General features: G+C 60.0%; 13 protein-coding genes. 11 read left to right on the top strand and 2 right to left on the bottom strand.

Annotated features, from left to right (window positions below; genetic code table 11):
• The first annotated feature begins 71 nt into the window (after positions 1–71).
• A complete protein-coding gene (locus tag DWB63_RS09735; RefSeq protein ID WP_128328643.1) occupies positions 72–560 on the top strand; it encodes a CBS domain-containing protein in 489 nt (162 codons plus the stop codon).
• A 225-nt stretch (positions 561–785) separates the two neighbouring features.
• Here the strand turns inward: DWB63_RS09735 and DWB63_RS09730 are convergent, their stop codons facing one another.
• Both DWB63_RS09730 and pyk read right to left on the bottom strand, forming a co-directional pair.
• Entirely contained in the window at positions 786–1,796 is a 1,011-nt protein-coding gene (locus tag DWB63_RS09730; protein WP_128328642.1) for an HD domain-containing phosphohydrolase, read from the bottom strand.
• Positions 1,796–3,238: a pyruvate kinase gene (pyk, locus tag DWB63_RS09725; RefSeq protein ID WP_128328641.1), complete on the bottom strand. Its 1,443-nt coding sequence runs from the start codon at positions 3,236–3,238 to the stop codon at positions 1,796–1,798. Before pyk ends, DWB63_RS09730 begins: the two co-directional genes overlap by 1 nt.
• Positions 3,239–3,520: 282 nt before the next feature.
• Here pyk and DWB63_RS09720 point away from each other — a divergent pair, with 282 nt between their 5' ends.
• Genes DWB63_RS09720 through murG form a run of 10 tightly spaced genes read left to right on the top strand, consistent with a single transcriptional unit; the run spans position 3,521 to position 14,693 of the window.
• Positions 3,521–3,967 carry a division/cell wall cluster transcriptional repressor MraZ gene (locus DWB63_RS09720; protein WP_128328640.1) on the top strand — a complete coding sequence of 149 codons (447 nt, stop codon included), beginning with the start codon at positions 3,521–3,523 and terminating at the stop codon, positions 3,965–3,967.
• Complete coding sequence (gene rsmH, locus DWB63_RS09715) at positions 3,967–4,947, top strand: 16S rRNA (cytosine(1402)-N(4))-methyltransferase RsmH (protein WP_128328639.1); 981 nt, start codon at positions 3,967–3,969, stop codon at positions 4,945–4,947. The genes DWB63_RS09720 and rsmH overlap by 1 nt, the downstream gene beginning before the upstream one ends.
• Positions 4,944–5,225, top strand: coding sequence for a hypothetical protein (locus DWB63_RS09710; RefSeq protein WP_128328638.1), 282 nt, complete (start codon positions 4,944–4,946; stop codon positions 5,223–5,225). Before rsmH ends, DWB63_RS09710 begins: the two co-directional genes overlap by 4 nt.
• Before the next feature lie 51 nt (positions 5,226–5,276).
• Positions 5,277–7,238, top strand: coding sequence for a penicillin-binding transpeptidase domain-containing protein (locus DWB63_RS09705; protein ID WP_128328637.1), 1,962 nt, complete (start codon positions 5,277–5,279; stop codon positions 7,236–7,238).
• Entirely contained in the window at positions 7,213–8,736 is a 1,524-nt protein-coding gene (locus DWB63_RS09700) for a UDP-N-acetylmuramoyl-L-alanyl-D-glutamate--2,6-diaminopimelate ligase (protein WP_128328749.1), read from the top strand. Before DWB63_RS09705 ends, DWB63_RS09700 begins: the two co-directional genes overlap by 26 nt.
• On the top strand, positions 8,733–10,121 hold the full coding sequence (gene murF, locus DWB63_RS09695) for a UDP-N-acetylmuramoyl-tripeptide--D-alanyl-D-alanine ligase (protein ID WP_128328636.1): 1,389 nt from the start codon (positions 8,733–8,735) through the stop codon (positions 10,119–10,121). The genes DWB63_RS09700 and murF overlap by 4 nt, the downstream gene beginning before the upstream one ends.
• Positions 10,118–11,194, top strand: a complete 1,077-nt coding sequence (mraY, locus tag DWB63_RS09690; RefSeq protein ID WP_128328635.1) for a phospho-N-acetylmuramoyl-pentapeptide-transferase — start codon at positions 10,118–10,120, stop codon at positions 11,192–11,194. The genes murF and mraY overlap by 4 nt, the downstream gene beginning before the upstream one ends.
• Positions 11,195–11,198: 4 nt before the next feature.
• Positions 11,199–12,503 carry a UDP-N-acetylmuramoyl-L-alanine--D-glutamate ligase gene (gene murD, locus DWB63_RS09685; RefSeq protein WP_128328634.1) on the top strand — a complete coding sequence of 435 codons (1,305 nt, stop codon included), beginning with the start codon at positions 11,199–11,201 and terminating at the stop codon, positions 12,501–12,503.
• Entirely contained in the window at positions 12,496–13,617 is a 1,122-nt protein-coding gene (ftsW, locus tag DWB63_RS09680; RefSeq protein WP_128328633.1) for a putative lipid II flippase FtsW, read from the top strand. Before murD ends, ftsW begins: the two co-directional genes overlap by 8 nt.
• 2 nt (positions 13,618–13,619) lie before the next feature.
• Positions 13,620–14,693, top strand: coding sequence for an undecaprenyldiphospho-muramoylpentapeptide beta-N-acetylglucosaminyltransferase (gene murG, locus DWB63_RS09675; RefSeq protein ID WP_164879844.1), 1,074 nt, complete (start codon positions 13,620–13,622; stop codon positions 14,691–14,693).
• Positions 14,694–14,736 lie beyond the last annotated feature (43 nt).

The following is a 14,736-nucleotide window of genomic DNA, read 5'->3' as shown; positions in this document are numbered from 1 at the left end:
AAGGCGCAGGCGGTAGGAGATGGGAAAGCAGAGGCCCATTTAATTGCAAGTTACCGGAGGAATACGCTCTTATGATGCTTAGAAAACGCGCCTGGGACATGATGCGCGACGAATATCCGACCGTACAGGAAGATGCCAGCCTGGCCGAAACCATCCGCGTCATGCGCGAGGCCATGATCGAGGCCCCGGACTCTCAGGTGGTGGTGGTCAAGACCAAGGGCGGACGGCTCAGAGGCACCATCAACCTGTGGAAGCTCTTCAAGGCGGTCAAGCAATCGGTCCTCAAGGACGACAACCTCAAGGCCGACGGCAAGGTCGATTGGGACCAGCAGTTCGCCAACGCCTGCCTGATCTGCACTCAACTCAGGCTGGACGAATACATCATCACCGATCCCCCCATCCTCAAGCCCAACGACCCCATCCTGGTGGTGCTGGACGTGTTCCTCAAGTCCCGCCGCGACTGGGCCTTGGTGATGGAAGGCGAAAAGGTCATGGGCGTGGTCTACGTGACCGACGTGTACCGCGAAATGACCCGCGACATGGTCCAGATTTTCAAATAAATCGCACCGATTAAGCCAAAATACTGGCACTCGTGCTTATAGCCTCTCGAAAATTCATGATGAAATGGGAACAAGCCTTCCACTCAGTTTGAGTGGATCACTTATCCATAACTTTCTGAATCCGGTGAAACAAACACCTAAAAAAAGGCCTGGAATTCATCCGGGCCTTTTCTTGTGTACATTATTGAAGCGGCGATAATTCAGGCACTCCTTTTGGGAGCAGCCTTACTTCATCTTGAGATCCAGCATGATCAACATCTGCAACGCCTTGGTGATTTCACGGTCATACTTGGCGTCCTGTGCCAGGGCGGATGCGGCCTGAACAAAGCCCATGGCCTCGGCATAGGGCCGCTTGCTGATCATGGCACAGAAGGAATCGGCCACGGCAGTCAATCTGCCGGGGAACTCCTGCTTGACCGACTTGAGCGGATAGCCCGAGCCGTTGATCCTCTCGTGGTGCTCGGATACGCACTGCTCGATTTCGGCGTAACGCAGGTTGAGTTTGCTCAACATCTCGAAACCCACCTTGGTGTGAGCGTTGATCTTGTTGCGCTCTTCGCCAGTGAGGGGCTTGTCCTTGGTGCGGAGGAAAAGCGGCACCTTGGCCATGCCCAGATCATGCAGGAACAACCCCGCGAGAACGCGGTCAAAACTCTTGCGCTTGACCGCCTCTGCAAATCCCTTTTCCTTGAGCTTGCCCCACAGGGCCACACCGAGAAACCCGGTATTCACGGAATGATTTTCCAAAGTGTGTTCGGTGTGCAGCCGCCGGACCAGAGCGCGGGCACGCCGGATATCGGCGTAGAGGTATTCGGACAAGACCATCAGATCAACCCACAGCTTTTCGAAAACCTGGATCACAGGCTGCTCGAAAAACTCCGCCAACCTGCGGGTCAGGGCCTGGGTGAAGATGTCCGCGATCTCCTTTTCCTTGAGATTCTTGTCCACCAGCACCAGATCAAGCTGATAACTGATATGCTTGACATAGACCGGGTGGTCTTCGCGGGAAACAAAGACCAATCCTTCCTTGGTTATCTCTGCCAGCTCGGCCACCTGCTCGTTGGTCAACCTGCCGCCCACCTTGAAGAAGGGCATGACCCGGGCCACGTCCTCCTTGAACATGAAGATGTTCAAGGGAGGACGGTATTTATTGAAACTGCCCAGGATGTCGCCGCTGATCTGGTAGTACTCTTCATTCAGGCCGTCGGGGATGTCGTGTTTCTGGTCGGGGCGCATTAACTCACTTCTTTGCTTGACTTTTCATACAACTTGACCACGTTGGTCTGGGTCGAGGACTTGCCCCTCTCGGGCTGCCCCGCCGTGACGATGACGATATCCCCTTCTTCAAATGCCGGGGACTGCCGGACGAACACCTCGGCTCGTTCCTGATGGTCATGAATGACGTCCAGCGGTATGGCAGGAATAACCCCCCAAGACAGATTTGTGAAGTGCCTGACCGTGTGGTCGGAAGAAAGTGCGTATATTGACTGTTTGGGCCTGCACGAAGAAAGCAGCCTGGATGTGGCACCCGAAGTCGAATGGCAGACAATGGCCTTGGCATTGGTCTTGCCCGCCAGCATGGCCGCCGCATAGGCCAGGAAAGTGGAGGGATGGTCCTTTTCTCCGCCCCGATCCAGCTCGGCCCGATGGGATTCGAACATGTACGCCTCGATCTCGTAGGCAATCTTGCGCATGAACTTGACGGTCTCGCTGGGATACCGCCCGATGGCCGTTTCCTCGGAAAGCATGACGCAATCAGCGCCGTCCAGAATGGCATTGGCCACGTCCGTGGTCTCGGCCCTGGTGGCCATGGGCGAATTGACCATGGAAAGCAGCATCTGCGTGGCCACGATGACCGGCTTGCCCGCCAGGTTGCAGGCATTGATGATCCTTTTCTGGGCCACAGGCAACTCGGCCAGATCGAGTTCAAGGCCAAGATCGCCCCGCGCCACCATGATCCCGTCCGCTTCCTGAATGATCTCACCCAGGCAGGCCAGGGCAGCGGTACGCTCCAACTTGGCAATGATGGGAATGCATCGTCCATACTGAAGCATTTCATCACGCAGATTTCGGATGTCGTCGGGTTTCTGCACGAAACTCATGGCGACCACGTCCACGCCCAGGTCCATGCCAATGGCCAGATCGGCCTTGTCCTTGTCCGTAAGCGGGGCCAGCGGCGTGGTGGTGCCCGGGAAGGTTATCCCCTTTCGCGGCGGACACATGCCGGAATTGGTGGCTTCCATACGAATGAGGTTTTCCTCTTCGATCTTGATCACGTTGAAACGGATCATGCCGTCGGACAGGGCCACGGGATCGCCCACCTTCACGCTCGCGAACATCTCGGGGATATCCAGACAGATGAACGGCTCGTCCACTTTCGCAGCCTTGTCGGGCGTTCCCAGCAAAACCTCACTTCCCTTGGTCACTTCGAAGGCTCCCAGCCCCACGTCGCAGGTACGAATTTTCGGCCCGGACAGGTCCTGAAGGATGGTCAGGGTCAATCCGGTTTCTTCTTCCAGTCGGCGGATGATGTCCACCATCTTGGAAAAGAACTCACGACCTCCGTGGGAAAAATTGAGCCGAAAAATCTTGGCCCCGTTCTCCACCAATGCTTTGACCGCTTCGTAGGTTTCAGTGCCGGGTCCCAGGGTGGCGATGATCTTTATGTGCCTGTCCATGACAGCCTCCTTGTCCCGGTTCGACTGCGAGAAGACGCCGCCTAAGCCGGAATAAATGTCTTACATTTTGTATTTACAGTATTTTCACAAAGAACGTTCGTTTCAGATTGAAGCAAGTCTAGGCTCCTGACCAAAAAAAATCAATGAGACTCGACGATCTTTGCCGATCATTTCGTTTTGGGAGGTTGACTTTCCCTTGAAATTCGAGCAGAGGTGGGAAGAAGTGGAATTTAGTGTACAGAATGTGTAAAGATGTGGATTGAAATTGTTCCGGAGGATTTGATGAAGTTTCGTGGTCACGCACACAGAAGTCTGGACGACAAGGGTCGGCTGATATTGCCGCCTGAGTTCAAGGACTTGATTCGCGCCGAGCTTCCGGACGCGACCATCGTGCTGACCATCTACGACAAACATGTCATCGGCATCACTCCCGAACAATGGACCCGGCTTGAAAGCGAACTGGAAAAGGTCAAAACGCCCAGCCGCGATCTCCAGAACACCATCCGCCTGTTCAACTCCGGTTATACCGAGACCCATGTCGGCTCGCAGGGACGCATAGCCATTCCCGCGCACCTGCGTAAATCCGGCAAGCTGGACAAGGACGTGGTGGTTCTGGGTGCAGGCAAGCGATTTGAGATCTGGTCCGCGGAAAGCTTCGAAATGCTGCTCGATGAGGACTATGACGTGTCCTCGGAGCTGGCTGAACACAACGTCTCGCTGCCCTTCTGATGACACCGGAAGCAGTAGACCCTGCATCAAGGCACACGACGGTTCTTTTACATGAAGTGGTTGAGTGGTTACGACCACGCCCCGGCGGCCGTTACATGGACGGCACCCTGGGCATGGGAGGCCACAGCCTGGCGCTTTTGCAAGCGGCAGGCGGCAAGGCCGAGCTCGTAGGGCTTGACCGGGACCAGGAGGCATTGACGCTGGCAAGACGGCGTCTGGTGGACTTCACAGATCAAGTGCATCTGTTCCACCTGCCCTTTTCCCGGTTTGAGGAAGCCCTGGACGAGATCGGATGGGATCAGGTGGACGGCGCGGTTCTGGATCTCGGCGTCTCCTCCATGCAGTTGGACGAAGCCGACCGGGGATTCAGCTTCATCCACGACGGTCCGCTGGACATGCGCATGGACCCCGACTCCGGCCCTTCGGCGGAAGACCTGGTCAATACGCTGAAACACGGTGATCTGGCGCGGATCATCCGAGTCTACGGGGAAGACCCCCTGGCCGGAAAAATCGCGTCGGCAATATTGAAGGCACGGGAAAACAAAGCGATCACGAGGACGCTTCAGCTGGCCGAGATAGTGCGGCTGGCATATCCGCCCAAGATGCGGCACACAGCCCGCAATCATCCGGCGACCCGCACCTTCCAAGGACTGCGAATAGCGGTCAACAGGGAAACTGAGGAACTTGAACATTACCTTGAAACCATAGTCGGACGCCTGAAACCGGGCGCAAGGTTGGCCATTATTTCGTTTCACTCCCTGGAGGACAGGGCCGTGAAGCACGCATTTCGGGATGCCGCCAAAGGGTGCAAATGCCCCCCGCATCAACTCCACTGCACCTGCGGCGGCGTGCCCGAAATGAAAGTGCTCACCAAGAAACCGATGGTCGCCTCGGAAGCTGAGCGGGACGGTAATCCCCGCGCCAGGAGTGCCAAACTCCGAATCGCGGAAAAACTCGGTCCCGACGGAGAAGACGCATGAGCAAGACCGACAAGACGCTCCTCTGGATGGTGCTCTGCCTGCTGGGCATGGCTCTCACTCTGGGTTTGGGAGCGGTTTGGTTGAACATCGAGCGCATGGATCTGGCATACGATCTGCGCAAGATGGAGATGAGCCTGGGCCAGAAAGAGGATCTGGCCGTGAAACTGACGGTTGAGAGGAACAACCTGGTTTCACCCTATCGGCTCAAAAAGCTCGCGGGCCAACTCGGCCTGGGAGTGGCTGCGCCGGGCCAGATACGACGCATAGCCTCACAATAGCGACGCGCTGAGCCATACACGCGCCGCCACAGTGGGAAACAGGGAATACTGATGGCAAAGGACAGCAAGGGGCGCACGGATCACAGTGGGATCAAGATAGGGTTTGTAATGACCCTGTTTTCGGTTGCACTTTGTGCTCTGTGGGTTCGCGCCGGATGGATACAACTCCATGAAGGCGACATCTTGGCCGAAATGGCCTCCAGGCAAAGCCTCGCCGCCGAATACGAATACGGTGAACGGGGCCGCATCTTCGACCGCAACGGTCAGATGCTGGCTACGTCCGTGGAGGCCAAATCCATTTTTATCCGTCCCTACGAGATCGAAAATATCGACGTGGCTGCCGATGTCCTTTCCCGCGACCTCAAGCTTTCCCGTTCCTCGGTTTACAGGAAGCTCAAGTCCTCAAAGAAGTTCATCTGGATCAAGCGGCAGGTCACTGACCGCGAGGCCGCTGCCGTGGTCAAGGCCGACGTCAAGGGCATCCGCCTGACGAGTGAATTTTCCCGCATCTACCCCAACGGTCATTTGGCAGGCCAACTCCTCGGCTTCGTGGACATCGACGGTCGGGGCCGCGAGGGCATCGAATACGCCCTCAATGACAGGCTCACCCCCGGCAAGGCCGAATTCGTGGTCCAACGCGATGCCATGGGACGGCACATGTACCTGGACGCCCACGGCCGCGAAGTGGATATCAACGGCCTGGACGTGCGCCTGACCATCGACACCCACATCCAGCACGCCGCGGAACAGGCCCTGGCCAATTCCATCGCCAAATACGATGCCAAGGCAGGCATCGTCATGGTCGTGGACGTCAAATCCGGCGACATCCTGGCCATGGCCAACCAGCCCTTCTTCAATCCGAACACGGTGCGCGCCTCCACTCCGGCACAGCGCAGGCTCCGGTCCCTGACTGACATCTACGAACCAGGGTCCAGCATGAAGCCCTTCCTGTTCGCTGCCGCCCTGGAAGAAAACGTCATCACCCCGGACACCCTGATCGATTGCGAAAACGGCCGCTGGACCGTGGCCCGCAAAGTCATCCGGGACACCCACCCCGCAAGATGGCTGCCTGCCCACAAGGTGCTCCGCTACTCCTCCAACATCGGCTCGGCCAAGATCGGCATGGACCTCGGCGCCGGCGTCTATTACGACTATCTTTCCAAACTCGGATTCGGCGAAAAGACCAACATCGGCCTTCCCGGCGAATCCGTCGGCATCCTCATGCCTCCGAGCAAATGGACCTCCGTGGACCTGGCTGCCATCAGCTTCGGCCAGGCCATAGGCGTCACGGCCCTGCAAATGGCCCGCGCCTTCCTCTGCATCGCCAACCAGGGAGCCACCAAGGAACTCAACCTGATCAAGTTCCCGGCAACGGACCGCAAGAACGCCACCATCCAGATCTTCCGCCCCGAGACCACTGCCGCGGTACTCTCCATGATGAAGGACGTGGTCCATGAGGACGGCACCGGTCGCAGTGCGCTCATCGAGGGAATCACCATGGCGGGCAAGACCGGCACGGCCCAGAAGGCCTCCAAGAACGGCGGGTACGGCAACCAGTACCTTTCCTCTTTCGTGGCTCTGGTCCCGGCCGAGGAACCGGAGTTGCTGGTCATCACCATGATCGACGAACCGCAAAAGGCCAATTACGGCTCCATGGTCGCGGCCCCGGTCTGCCGGGAAGTGACCGTGCGCACCCTGGCCTACCACGGCCAGTTGTCCGAAACCTTGCACGCCAACGTCGAGGAAAGCGTGTCGGTGGACGGATTGGAGAACGAACCGCTCAATCAGACAATGGACGCACCAATGCCTCAGACCGTCACGGACAAAGTCCCGGACATTGAGGGAATGCCTGTGCGGCGGGCTTTGGAACTATTGGCAAAAATGGGAATAGTCCCTGTGCTCAAGGGCCAGGGGATGACGGTCAAACGCCAGCAGCCCTCTGCAGGGCTGCCATGGCCGGGAAACCGAACAAAGGAGGGAGCGGATGATGTTTTTGTTCTCTGGCTCTCATAGCGGAAAGGAAAAGGATCAGGGCGTCATGGAATTTCAAACCCTGTTGGACAAAGCGGCAAAAGGCATGGTGGTGCGCACTGATTCACGCAAGATTCAGAGCGACGAATGTTTCGTGGCAATGCCCGGAACAGCCGTTCGCGGCCTAGACTACATCCCCAACGCCCTGGACAACGGCGCGCGCTACATAGTGGCCCCCGAGTCCGCCCGCGACCTGGTAGCTCCTGTGGTGGAGCACAAGGCCGTGGCCGTTTACGTGGAAAATCCGGCCGTGGCCCTGGGCGAACTGGCCCGCGCCTACTTCCACGTCATGGACCGTGATCTCAAGCTGGTGGGCATCACCGGCACCAACGGCAAGACGACCACCTCCTACATCCTGGAACACCTGCTGGTCTCCAGCGGACTGAAGGTCGGCGTCCTTGGCACGGTCAACTACCGCTGGCCCGGTTTTGCCATGGATGCTCCCCTGACCACCCCGGACTGCTGGATGATCCACGAGCTCCTCTTCAACATGAAAAAGGCGGACGTTGACGTGGCCATCATGGAGGTCTCCTCCCACGCCCTGGACCAATACAGGGTGGCCGGACTGGACTTCGACGCGGCCGTGTTCACCAATCTCACCCAGGACCACCTGGACTACCACGGCTCCATGGAAGAATACTTCCGCGCCAAATCCCTGTTGTTCAAGGACTACCTCCGCCCCGGCAAGCCCGGCGTCCTCAACTACAACGACCCGTACGGCCGCCGCCTCCTGACCGAGTGCGAGGACGGCATCGGATACGGCATCGGCGACACCTCCCTTGTGGAGCATGAAGTGGGCAACAGGCAACTGGTCAGCGGACGGATCATGTCCATGACCGGCCAGGGCATGGAGCTTGAAACCTCCTACAAAGGCAAAAGCTGGGTGATACACTCCCCGCTGGTGGGTTCGTTCAACGCCATGAACCTGCTGGCCGCACAGGCCGTGGGCCTGCAACTGGGCCTCAACTGCAAGGACATGCGCAAACTGTCCACTTTCCCCGGCGTACCCGGTCGCCTCGAACGGGTCATGAACGACCGGCAACTCGACATCTTCGTTGACTTTGCCCACACCCCGGACGCCCTGGAAAACGTGCAGCACACCCTCAAGGGACTCAATTTCAAGCGACTGATCACGGTGTTCGGCTGCGGCGGCGACCGCGACAAGGCCAAACGACCGCTCATGGCCGAATCCGCCGCCCGGTATGCGGACGTGGCGGTGCTCACCTCGGACAACCCCCGCACCGAAGAGCCCGAAGCGATCATGGACGACGCCCGGCCCGGTCTGGCGCGGGCCAAACACGTACTGGAACACCCGAACCGGCAGGCCGCCATCACCATGGCCGTGGCCGAAATGGAACCCGGCGACGCGCTGCTCATCGCAGGCAAGGGCCATGAGGACTACCAGGTCATCGGCACGACCAAACGGCATTTCTCCGACGTCGAAGCGGCACTCAAGGCCATTGAGGAAGTGTATTCGTGAACCTGACCCTGGCTGACACAGCACGCTGCCTAGGCGGCATGGCCGAAGAAGGCTGGCAGGACATCACCTTGAAAGAGGTGAAGACCGACTCCCGTACCGTGGAGCCGGGCGATCTGTTCTTCTGCATTGCAGGCGAGCAGTACGACGGCCACGAATTCGTGGGCCAGGCTGTCAAAAACGGCGCGGCAGCCGTCATTGCCTCACGCATGATCCCCGATGCCCACGCCCCGGTAATCATGGTTCGCGACACCGTGGGCGCCCTGGGACGCCTGGCCGCCTGCTGGCGCGACATGTGCGGCGCCAAGCTGGTGGCTGTCACCGGCACTGCGGGCAAGACCACGGTCAAGGAGATGCTCCATGCCGTGGCCTCGCAAAGATTCGACACGGCCAAGAACTACCGCAATTTCAACAATCAGATAGGCCTGCCCCTGTCCATGCTCAAGGCCACGGCGGCCCAGGAGCTCTGGATCATGGAACTGGGCATCTCCAGGCACGGCGACATGGAAGAGCTCGCCCCGGTGGCCAGCCCGGACCTGGCGGTCATCACCAACGTCGGCCCCGGCCACCTCGAAGGGCTGGGCAACGAAGCCGGTGTGGCCCAGGCCAAAACAACCCTGCTCAAATACCTCCGCCAGAGCGGTACGGCCATCGTCTCCAGTGATTACCCGCTGCTCTGGAACGCGGCCCGCGAGATCGTGGATGCGCCCGTGGCCTTTTCCGGCAAGCCCGATTCCGAGGCCGCCTATGCCGCCTCGTTCCTCGGAGCATCCGACGGCGGGTGGGGACGCTTCCGGCTCCGTACCCCCGAAGGCGACGGCGAACTGACCGCCCCGTTCTGCGGCGACCACTACGCCGAGAACCTTGCCTGCGTGGCCGCCGTTGCCCATCAGCTAGGCCTGACGCGGGAAGAGGTCATCTCGGGCGTACAGACCATGGCTGCCGACGCACAGCGTTTCTGCTGCAAGGTCGGCGGCGAAGTCATGGTTATCGACGACACATACAACGCCAACCCCCTGTCCATGGCCCGGTCCATCCGCACGGCGGCGAACCTGGCCGACGGACGCCCCCTGATCCTGGTCCTCGGCGACATGCGCGAGCTTGGAAACGAAGCAACCCTGCACCACGAAGCCCTCGGTCGGGTCATCCGTGAAACCGCGCCTGCCGCGATCTTCTACAAGGGCGAATTTCTCGACGCCGTGGCCCGTGGCTATGGCGGACCGATTCACCAGACCGGGAACCTTGAAGAATTTCTTGATGCATGGCGCGGCCTGGGCATTGACCGGGCCGTGGTCCTGGTCAAGGGCTCGCGCTCGCTGAAAATGGAGACCCTGGCAAACGGCCTGTGCCGGGAACTGAACGCGGAAGCACAAGGAGGCACCAATTGATTTACAATCTGCTCGTACCGTTCAGCACGGACGTTGGCATCCTCAATGTCTTCCGGTACATCACCTTCCGCTCGGTGTGGGCGCTCCTGACCGCGCTCATCCTGTCCATCGTGTTCGGACCGGCCATGATCCGCTGGCTGACCCGCATCAAATGCGGCCAATACATCCGCGAGGACGGTCCCCAGCATCAGGCCAAGCAGGGCACGCCCACCATGGGCGGCATCATGATCCTCTTCTCCGTGGGCATCTCGACCCTGCTCTGGGCAGACCTGACCAACATTTACGTCTGGCTGACCCTGCTCGTGTTCACCGGATTCAGTGCCATCGGCTTTGCCGACGATTACATCAAGGTCGTCAAACGCCAGAACGAGGGACTGTCCGCCAAGGCCAAATTCTCCCTGCAATGCTTTGTCGCAACGGCGGCCATAGCCCTGCTCATCAACGAACCGGCCTATTCCACCCAGTTGTCCGTGCCGTTCTTCAAGAATTTCAACCCGGACCTCGGCTGGTTCTATCTGCCCTTTGCCATGGTGGTCATGGTAGGAGCCAGCAACGCGGTCAACCTGACCGACGGGCTGGACGGCCTGGCCATCGGTCCCATGGTGGTGGCCATGGCCACCTTCGCCATCTTCGTCTACGTGTCGGGCCACGCCACCATGGCCGAATATCTCCAGGTGCAAAACATCCAGGGCATCGGCGAGGTGTCGGTTTTCTGCGGGGCCATGGTCGGCGCAGGCCTCGGATTCCTCTGGTTCAACGCACACCCGGCCCAGGTCTTCATGGGCGATGTCGGCTCACTGGGACTTGGCGGCGCCCTCGGGTTCGTGGCCGTGCTGGCAAAACAGGAACTGCTGCTGGCCATAGTGGGCGGCGTGTTCGTGTTCGAAACCCTCTCGGTCATCCTCCAGGTAGGCTATTTCAAGCTGACCGGGGGCAAACGCATCTTCAAGATGGCCCCGCTGCATCACCACTTCGAACTCAAAGGCATCCCGGAATCCAAGATCATCGTCCGTTTCTGGATTCTCTCCATACTCATGGCCCTGATGGCCCTGTCCACGCTGAAACTGAGGTAAGACCGTGAATCGCATCGTCCGCAACTTCATCAATGAATCCATCCTCTCGGGCAAACAGTCCGTGGTGGTGGGTACCGGCAAGTCCGGCCTGGCCGCGGCCAGGCTGCTCGACGTGCTCGGCGCACGAGTGCGCATTGTGGACCGCAACGAACAGGTCACCGAAGCAGTGCTTGGGGCGCTCAAGGGCAAGGCCGAACTGATCACCGGTCCTCACAAGAAGGAACATTTCACGGATGCGGACATCATTGTCCTGTCTCCGGGCGTTGCCGTAAAGAAGCTCGCTCCGGTGCTGGAAGGCATCCCGTCCCGGAACATCGTGGCCGAACTGGAGTTTGCCTCCTGGTTCATCGAGGCCCCGGTGCTGGCCGTGACCGGCTCCAACGGCAAGACCACGACCACCACGCTCATCTCCCAGATCTTCGAGCAGGCGGGTCGGCGCGTCTTCACGGGCGGCAATATCGGCGTCCCCCTGTGCGAATACCTGCTGGACATGGAACCTGCCGAGATCATTGTGCTCGAAGTCTCCAGTTTCCAACTCCAGAACTCCCGTCTGTTCAAACCGCACGTTGGCCTTTTCCTGAATTTTTCCGCCAACCATCTAGATTACCATGAAAACATGGACGAATATCTGGACGCCAAGCTGGCCATGTTCCATCGCATGACCGGCGAGGATACCGCACTCCTGCACGAGTCCATGCGCCCATTGCTGGAAGGACGCTCCTTCACCAATGCCCATGTGCAGTGGTTCGGCCCCACCGACCGTTTCGAGGCCCCGCACCTTCCCGGCGAGCACAACCGCTCCAATGTGGAGGCCGCATGGCAGGCCGTGAAGCGGTTCGGCATAACCGAGGCGCAGGCCGCCGAGACCATCCGCAATTTTAAACCCCTGGCCCACCGCATCGAACCTGTGGCCGAGAAAAAGGGCGTGCTCTACGTGAACGATTCCAAGGCCACCACCCTGGACGCCGCTCTGGCCGCGGTCCGTTCCTTTGACCGTCCCGTACGCATCCTCATGGGCGGCGTCTGGAAGGGCGGCGACGTGGCGCAGTTCGCAAGGGACATCAAGGGTTCCGTCGTCAGCGTGGGGCTGTTCGGCGGCGCACGCGAGGAGCTGGAACCGGGCCTGAAAGACCTTTTCCCCGTGACCTGGGACGAGACCCTGGAAGCGGCCTTGAAACGGCAGACCGCAGAAGCCGTTTCCGGTGACGTGATCCTGCTCTCCCCGGCCACGGCCAGTTTCGACCAGTACAACGGCATGGCCGAACGCGGCGGCGACTTCAAGCGCGTGGTGGAGGGACTTGATGACTAGTCTCAAATCCTCCCAATCCGCCAACGCAGCAGGCCGCATCGATCCCTGGCTGCTGACCGCCACCCTGCTGCTCGCCGGTTTCGGCCTGATCATGGTCCTGTCCTCCTCGGGCATCATGGCCGAGCGGATCTATGCCGACAAATACTACTTCTTCAAACGGCAGCTCGCATTCACCGGCGTGGGGCTTGTGGCCATGTTCCTGTGCATGCAGGTGCCCAGACGGCTGCTCTATTCCCTGACCTACGTCTGGGTGGGACTGGCCGTGGTGCTCCTTGCCTTGTGTTCTTCCCCTTTGGGGGCCACGGTCAACGGCGCCCACCGCTGGATCAAGGTCGGGCCGGTCAATGTCCAGCCGCTGGAGTACGCCAAGGTGGCGTTGGTCTTCTACCTGGCCTATTTCTTCGCCCACAAGCAGGCAATGGTCCGAACCTTCTCGGTGGGCTTCCTTCCCCCGTTCTTTGTGACCGGTCTTTTGTGCGGCCTGCTCCTGCTGCAACCCGATTTCGGCGGGGCCGTGGTCCTGTCCGGCCTGCTCTTCCTGATGTGCCTTGTGGGCGGCACCCGGTTCAGCTACCTGTTCCTGTCACTCATCTTCGCGAGCGGCGCAGGCTGGCTGCTCATCTCGTCGTCGCCCTACCGCTTCAAGCGGTGGACCGCCTTCCTGGACCCGTTCGCCTCCGCCCAAAACGAAGGCTACCAACTGGTCCAGTCCCTGTACGCCTTCGGGTCCGGCAAGATCTTCGGGTCCGGCATCGGCGCAGGCCAGCGCAAACTCTTTTTCCTGCCCGAGGCGCACAACGACTTCATCATGGCCGTGGTGGGAGAGGAGCTGGGCTTCGTAGGCATGTCCCTGTTCTTCCTGGGCATCAGCTTCTTCCTGTTCCGGTCCTTCAACATCGCCCTCAAGCTGGAAGACCTCCAGGACCGCTTCACGGCGTTTGGCGTGACCTGCATCCTGGCGCTGGGCATCATTCTGAACCTGGCCGTGGTCCTGGGCACGGTACCGCCCAAGGGCGTGGCCATGCCGTTCATCAGCTACGGCGGGTCGAGCCTGACCGTGTCCTTCATCTGTGCGGGCATCCTGCTCAACCTCTCCCGGAGGGTGAAAACATGAGCCTGAACCGCGTCATCCTGACCACCGGCGGCACCTGCGGCCACATCTTCCCGGCCCTGTCCGTGGCCTCGGCCCTCACCCTGCGCAACAAGGGCATCCGGATACTGTTCATGGGCGGCCCCGGACCGGAAGGAAATCTTGCCCGCAGGCACGGTCTCGATTTTTTGGAACTCCCGGCCAGCGGCATCATGGGACGCGGCGTCACCGGCATCCTGTCCGGGCTGGGCTGGCTCGGTGCCGGTATCCCCAAAGCCCTGTTCCAGGCCTGGCGTTTCCGCCCGGATGCGGTCATCGGATTCGGCGGATACGCGAGCTTCTGCCCGGTGCTGGCCGCAAAAATGCTTAGCATCCCCACGGCGGTTCATGAGCAGAACTCGATACCGGGCGTGGCAAACAAGGTACTCGGCAAACTGGTCAAACGCGTCTTTCTGAGTTTCCCGGACACGCTCAAAGTGTTCCCAGCAAACAAGACCTACCTGACCGGCAATCCGGTGCGGACCGAAATATTCAAATCGGGCATCAGGCGGCGGAGCCGGATTCAGGGCAAACGGGTGCTGATCTTCGGCGGCGGCCAGGGTGCCAAGCCCATCAACGATGCCGTCATTGAAGCCCTGCCCAGGTTCATGGAGGCCGGAGTGACACTGGTCCACCAGGCGGGCAGGATTGATTTTTCCCGCGTGCGTGCGGCCTACCAGGCCGCAGGCGCGGACCCGGCGCAGGTCCGGGAATTCATCGAGGACATGGGGACCGAATATGCGGCCTGCGACCTGACGGTCTGCCGGGCCGGTGCAAGCACGGTCTTCGAAATCGCGGCGGCAGGGGTTCCGGCCATCTTCGTGCCCTTCCCCCAGGCCACCCACGATCATCAGACAATGAATGCCAAAGCCATGTCGGACGCCGGCGCGGCCCGGCTCCTGCCCCAGTCGACGTTGACCGGGGAAAAGCTGGCCGGGACCGTCCTTGAACTGCTCGCCGACCGCGAACAGTTGACCGAAATGGAAGCGGCGGCACGCGGTCTGGCCAAGGAACACGCGGCCGCGGATATAGTGGCAGGGCTGGAAGCCCTGACCGCGTAGGAGTATAGTTATGGCAGCACAGGGACCGTATCTCACAGTTGGC

It is taken from the genome of Pseudodesulfovibrio sp. S3, assembly GCF_004025585.1.
In the GTDB taxonomy this organism is placed as follows: Bacteria; Desulfobacterota; Desulfovibrionia; order Desulfovibrionales; family Desulfovibrionaceae; genus Pseudodesulfovibrio.
Note: the sequence above shows the minus strand (reverse complement) of the source record. Positions and strands in the feature narration are given on the sequence as shown.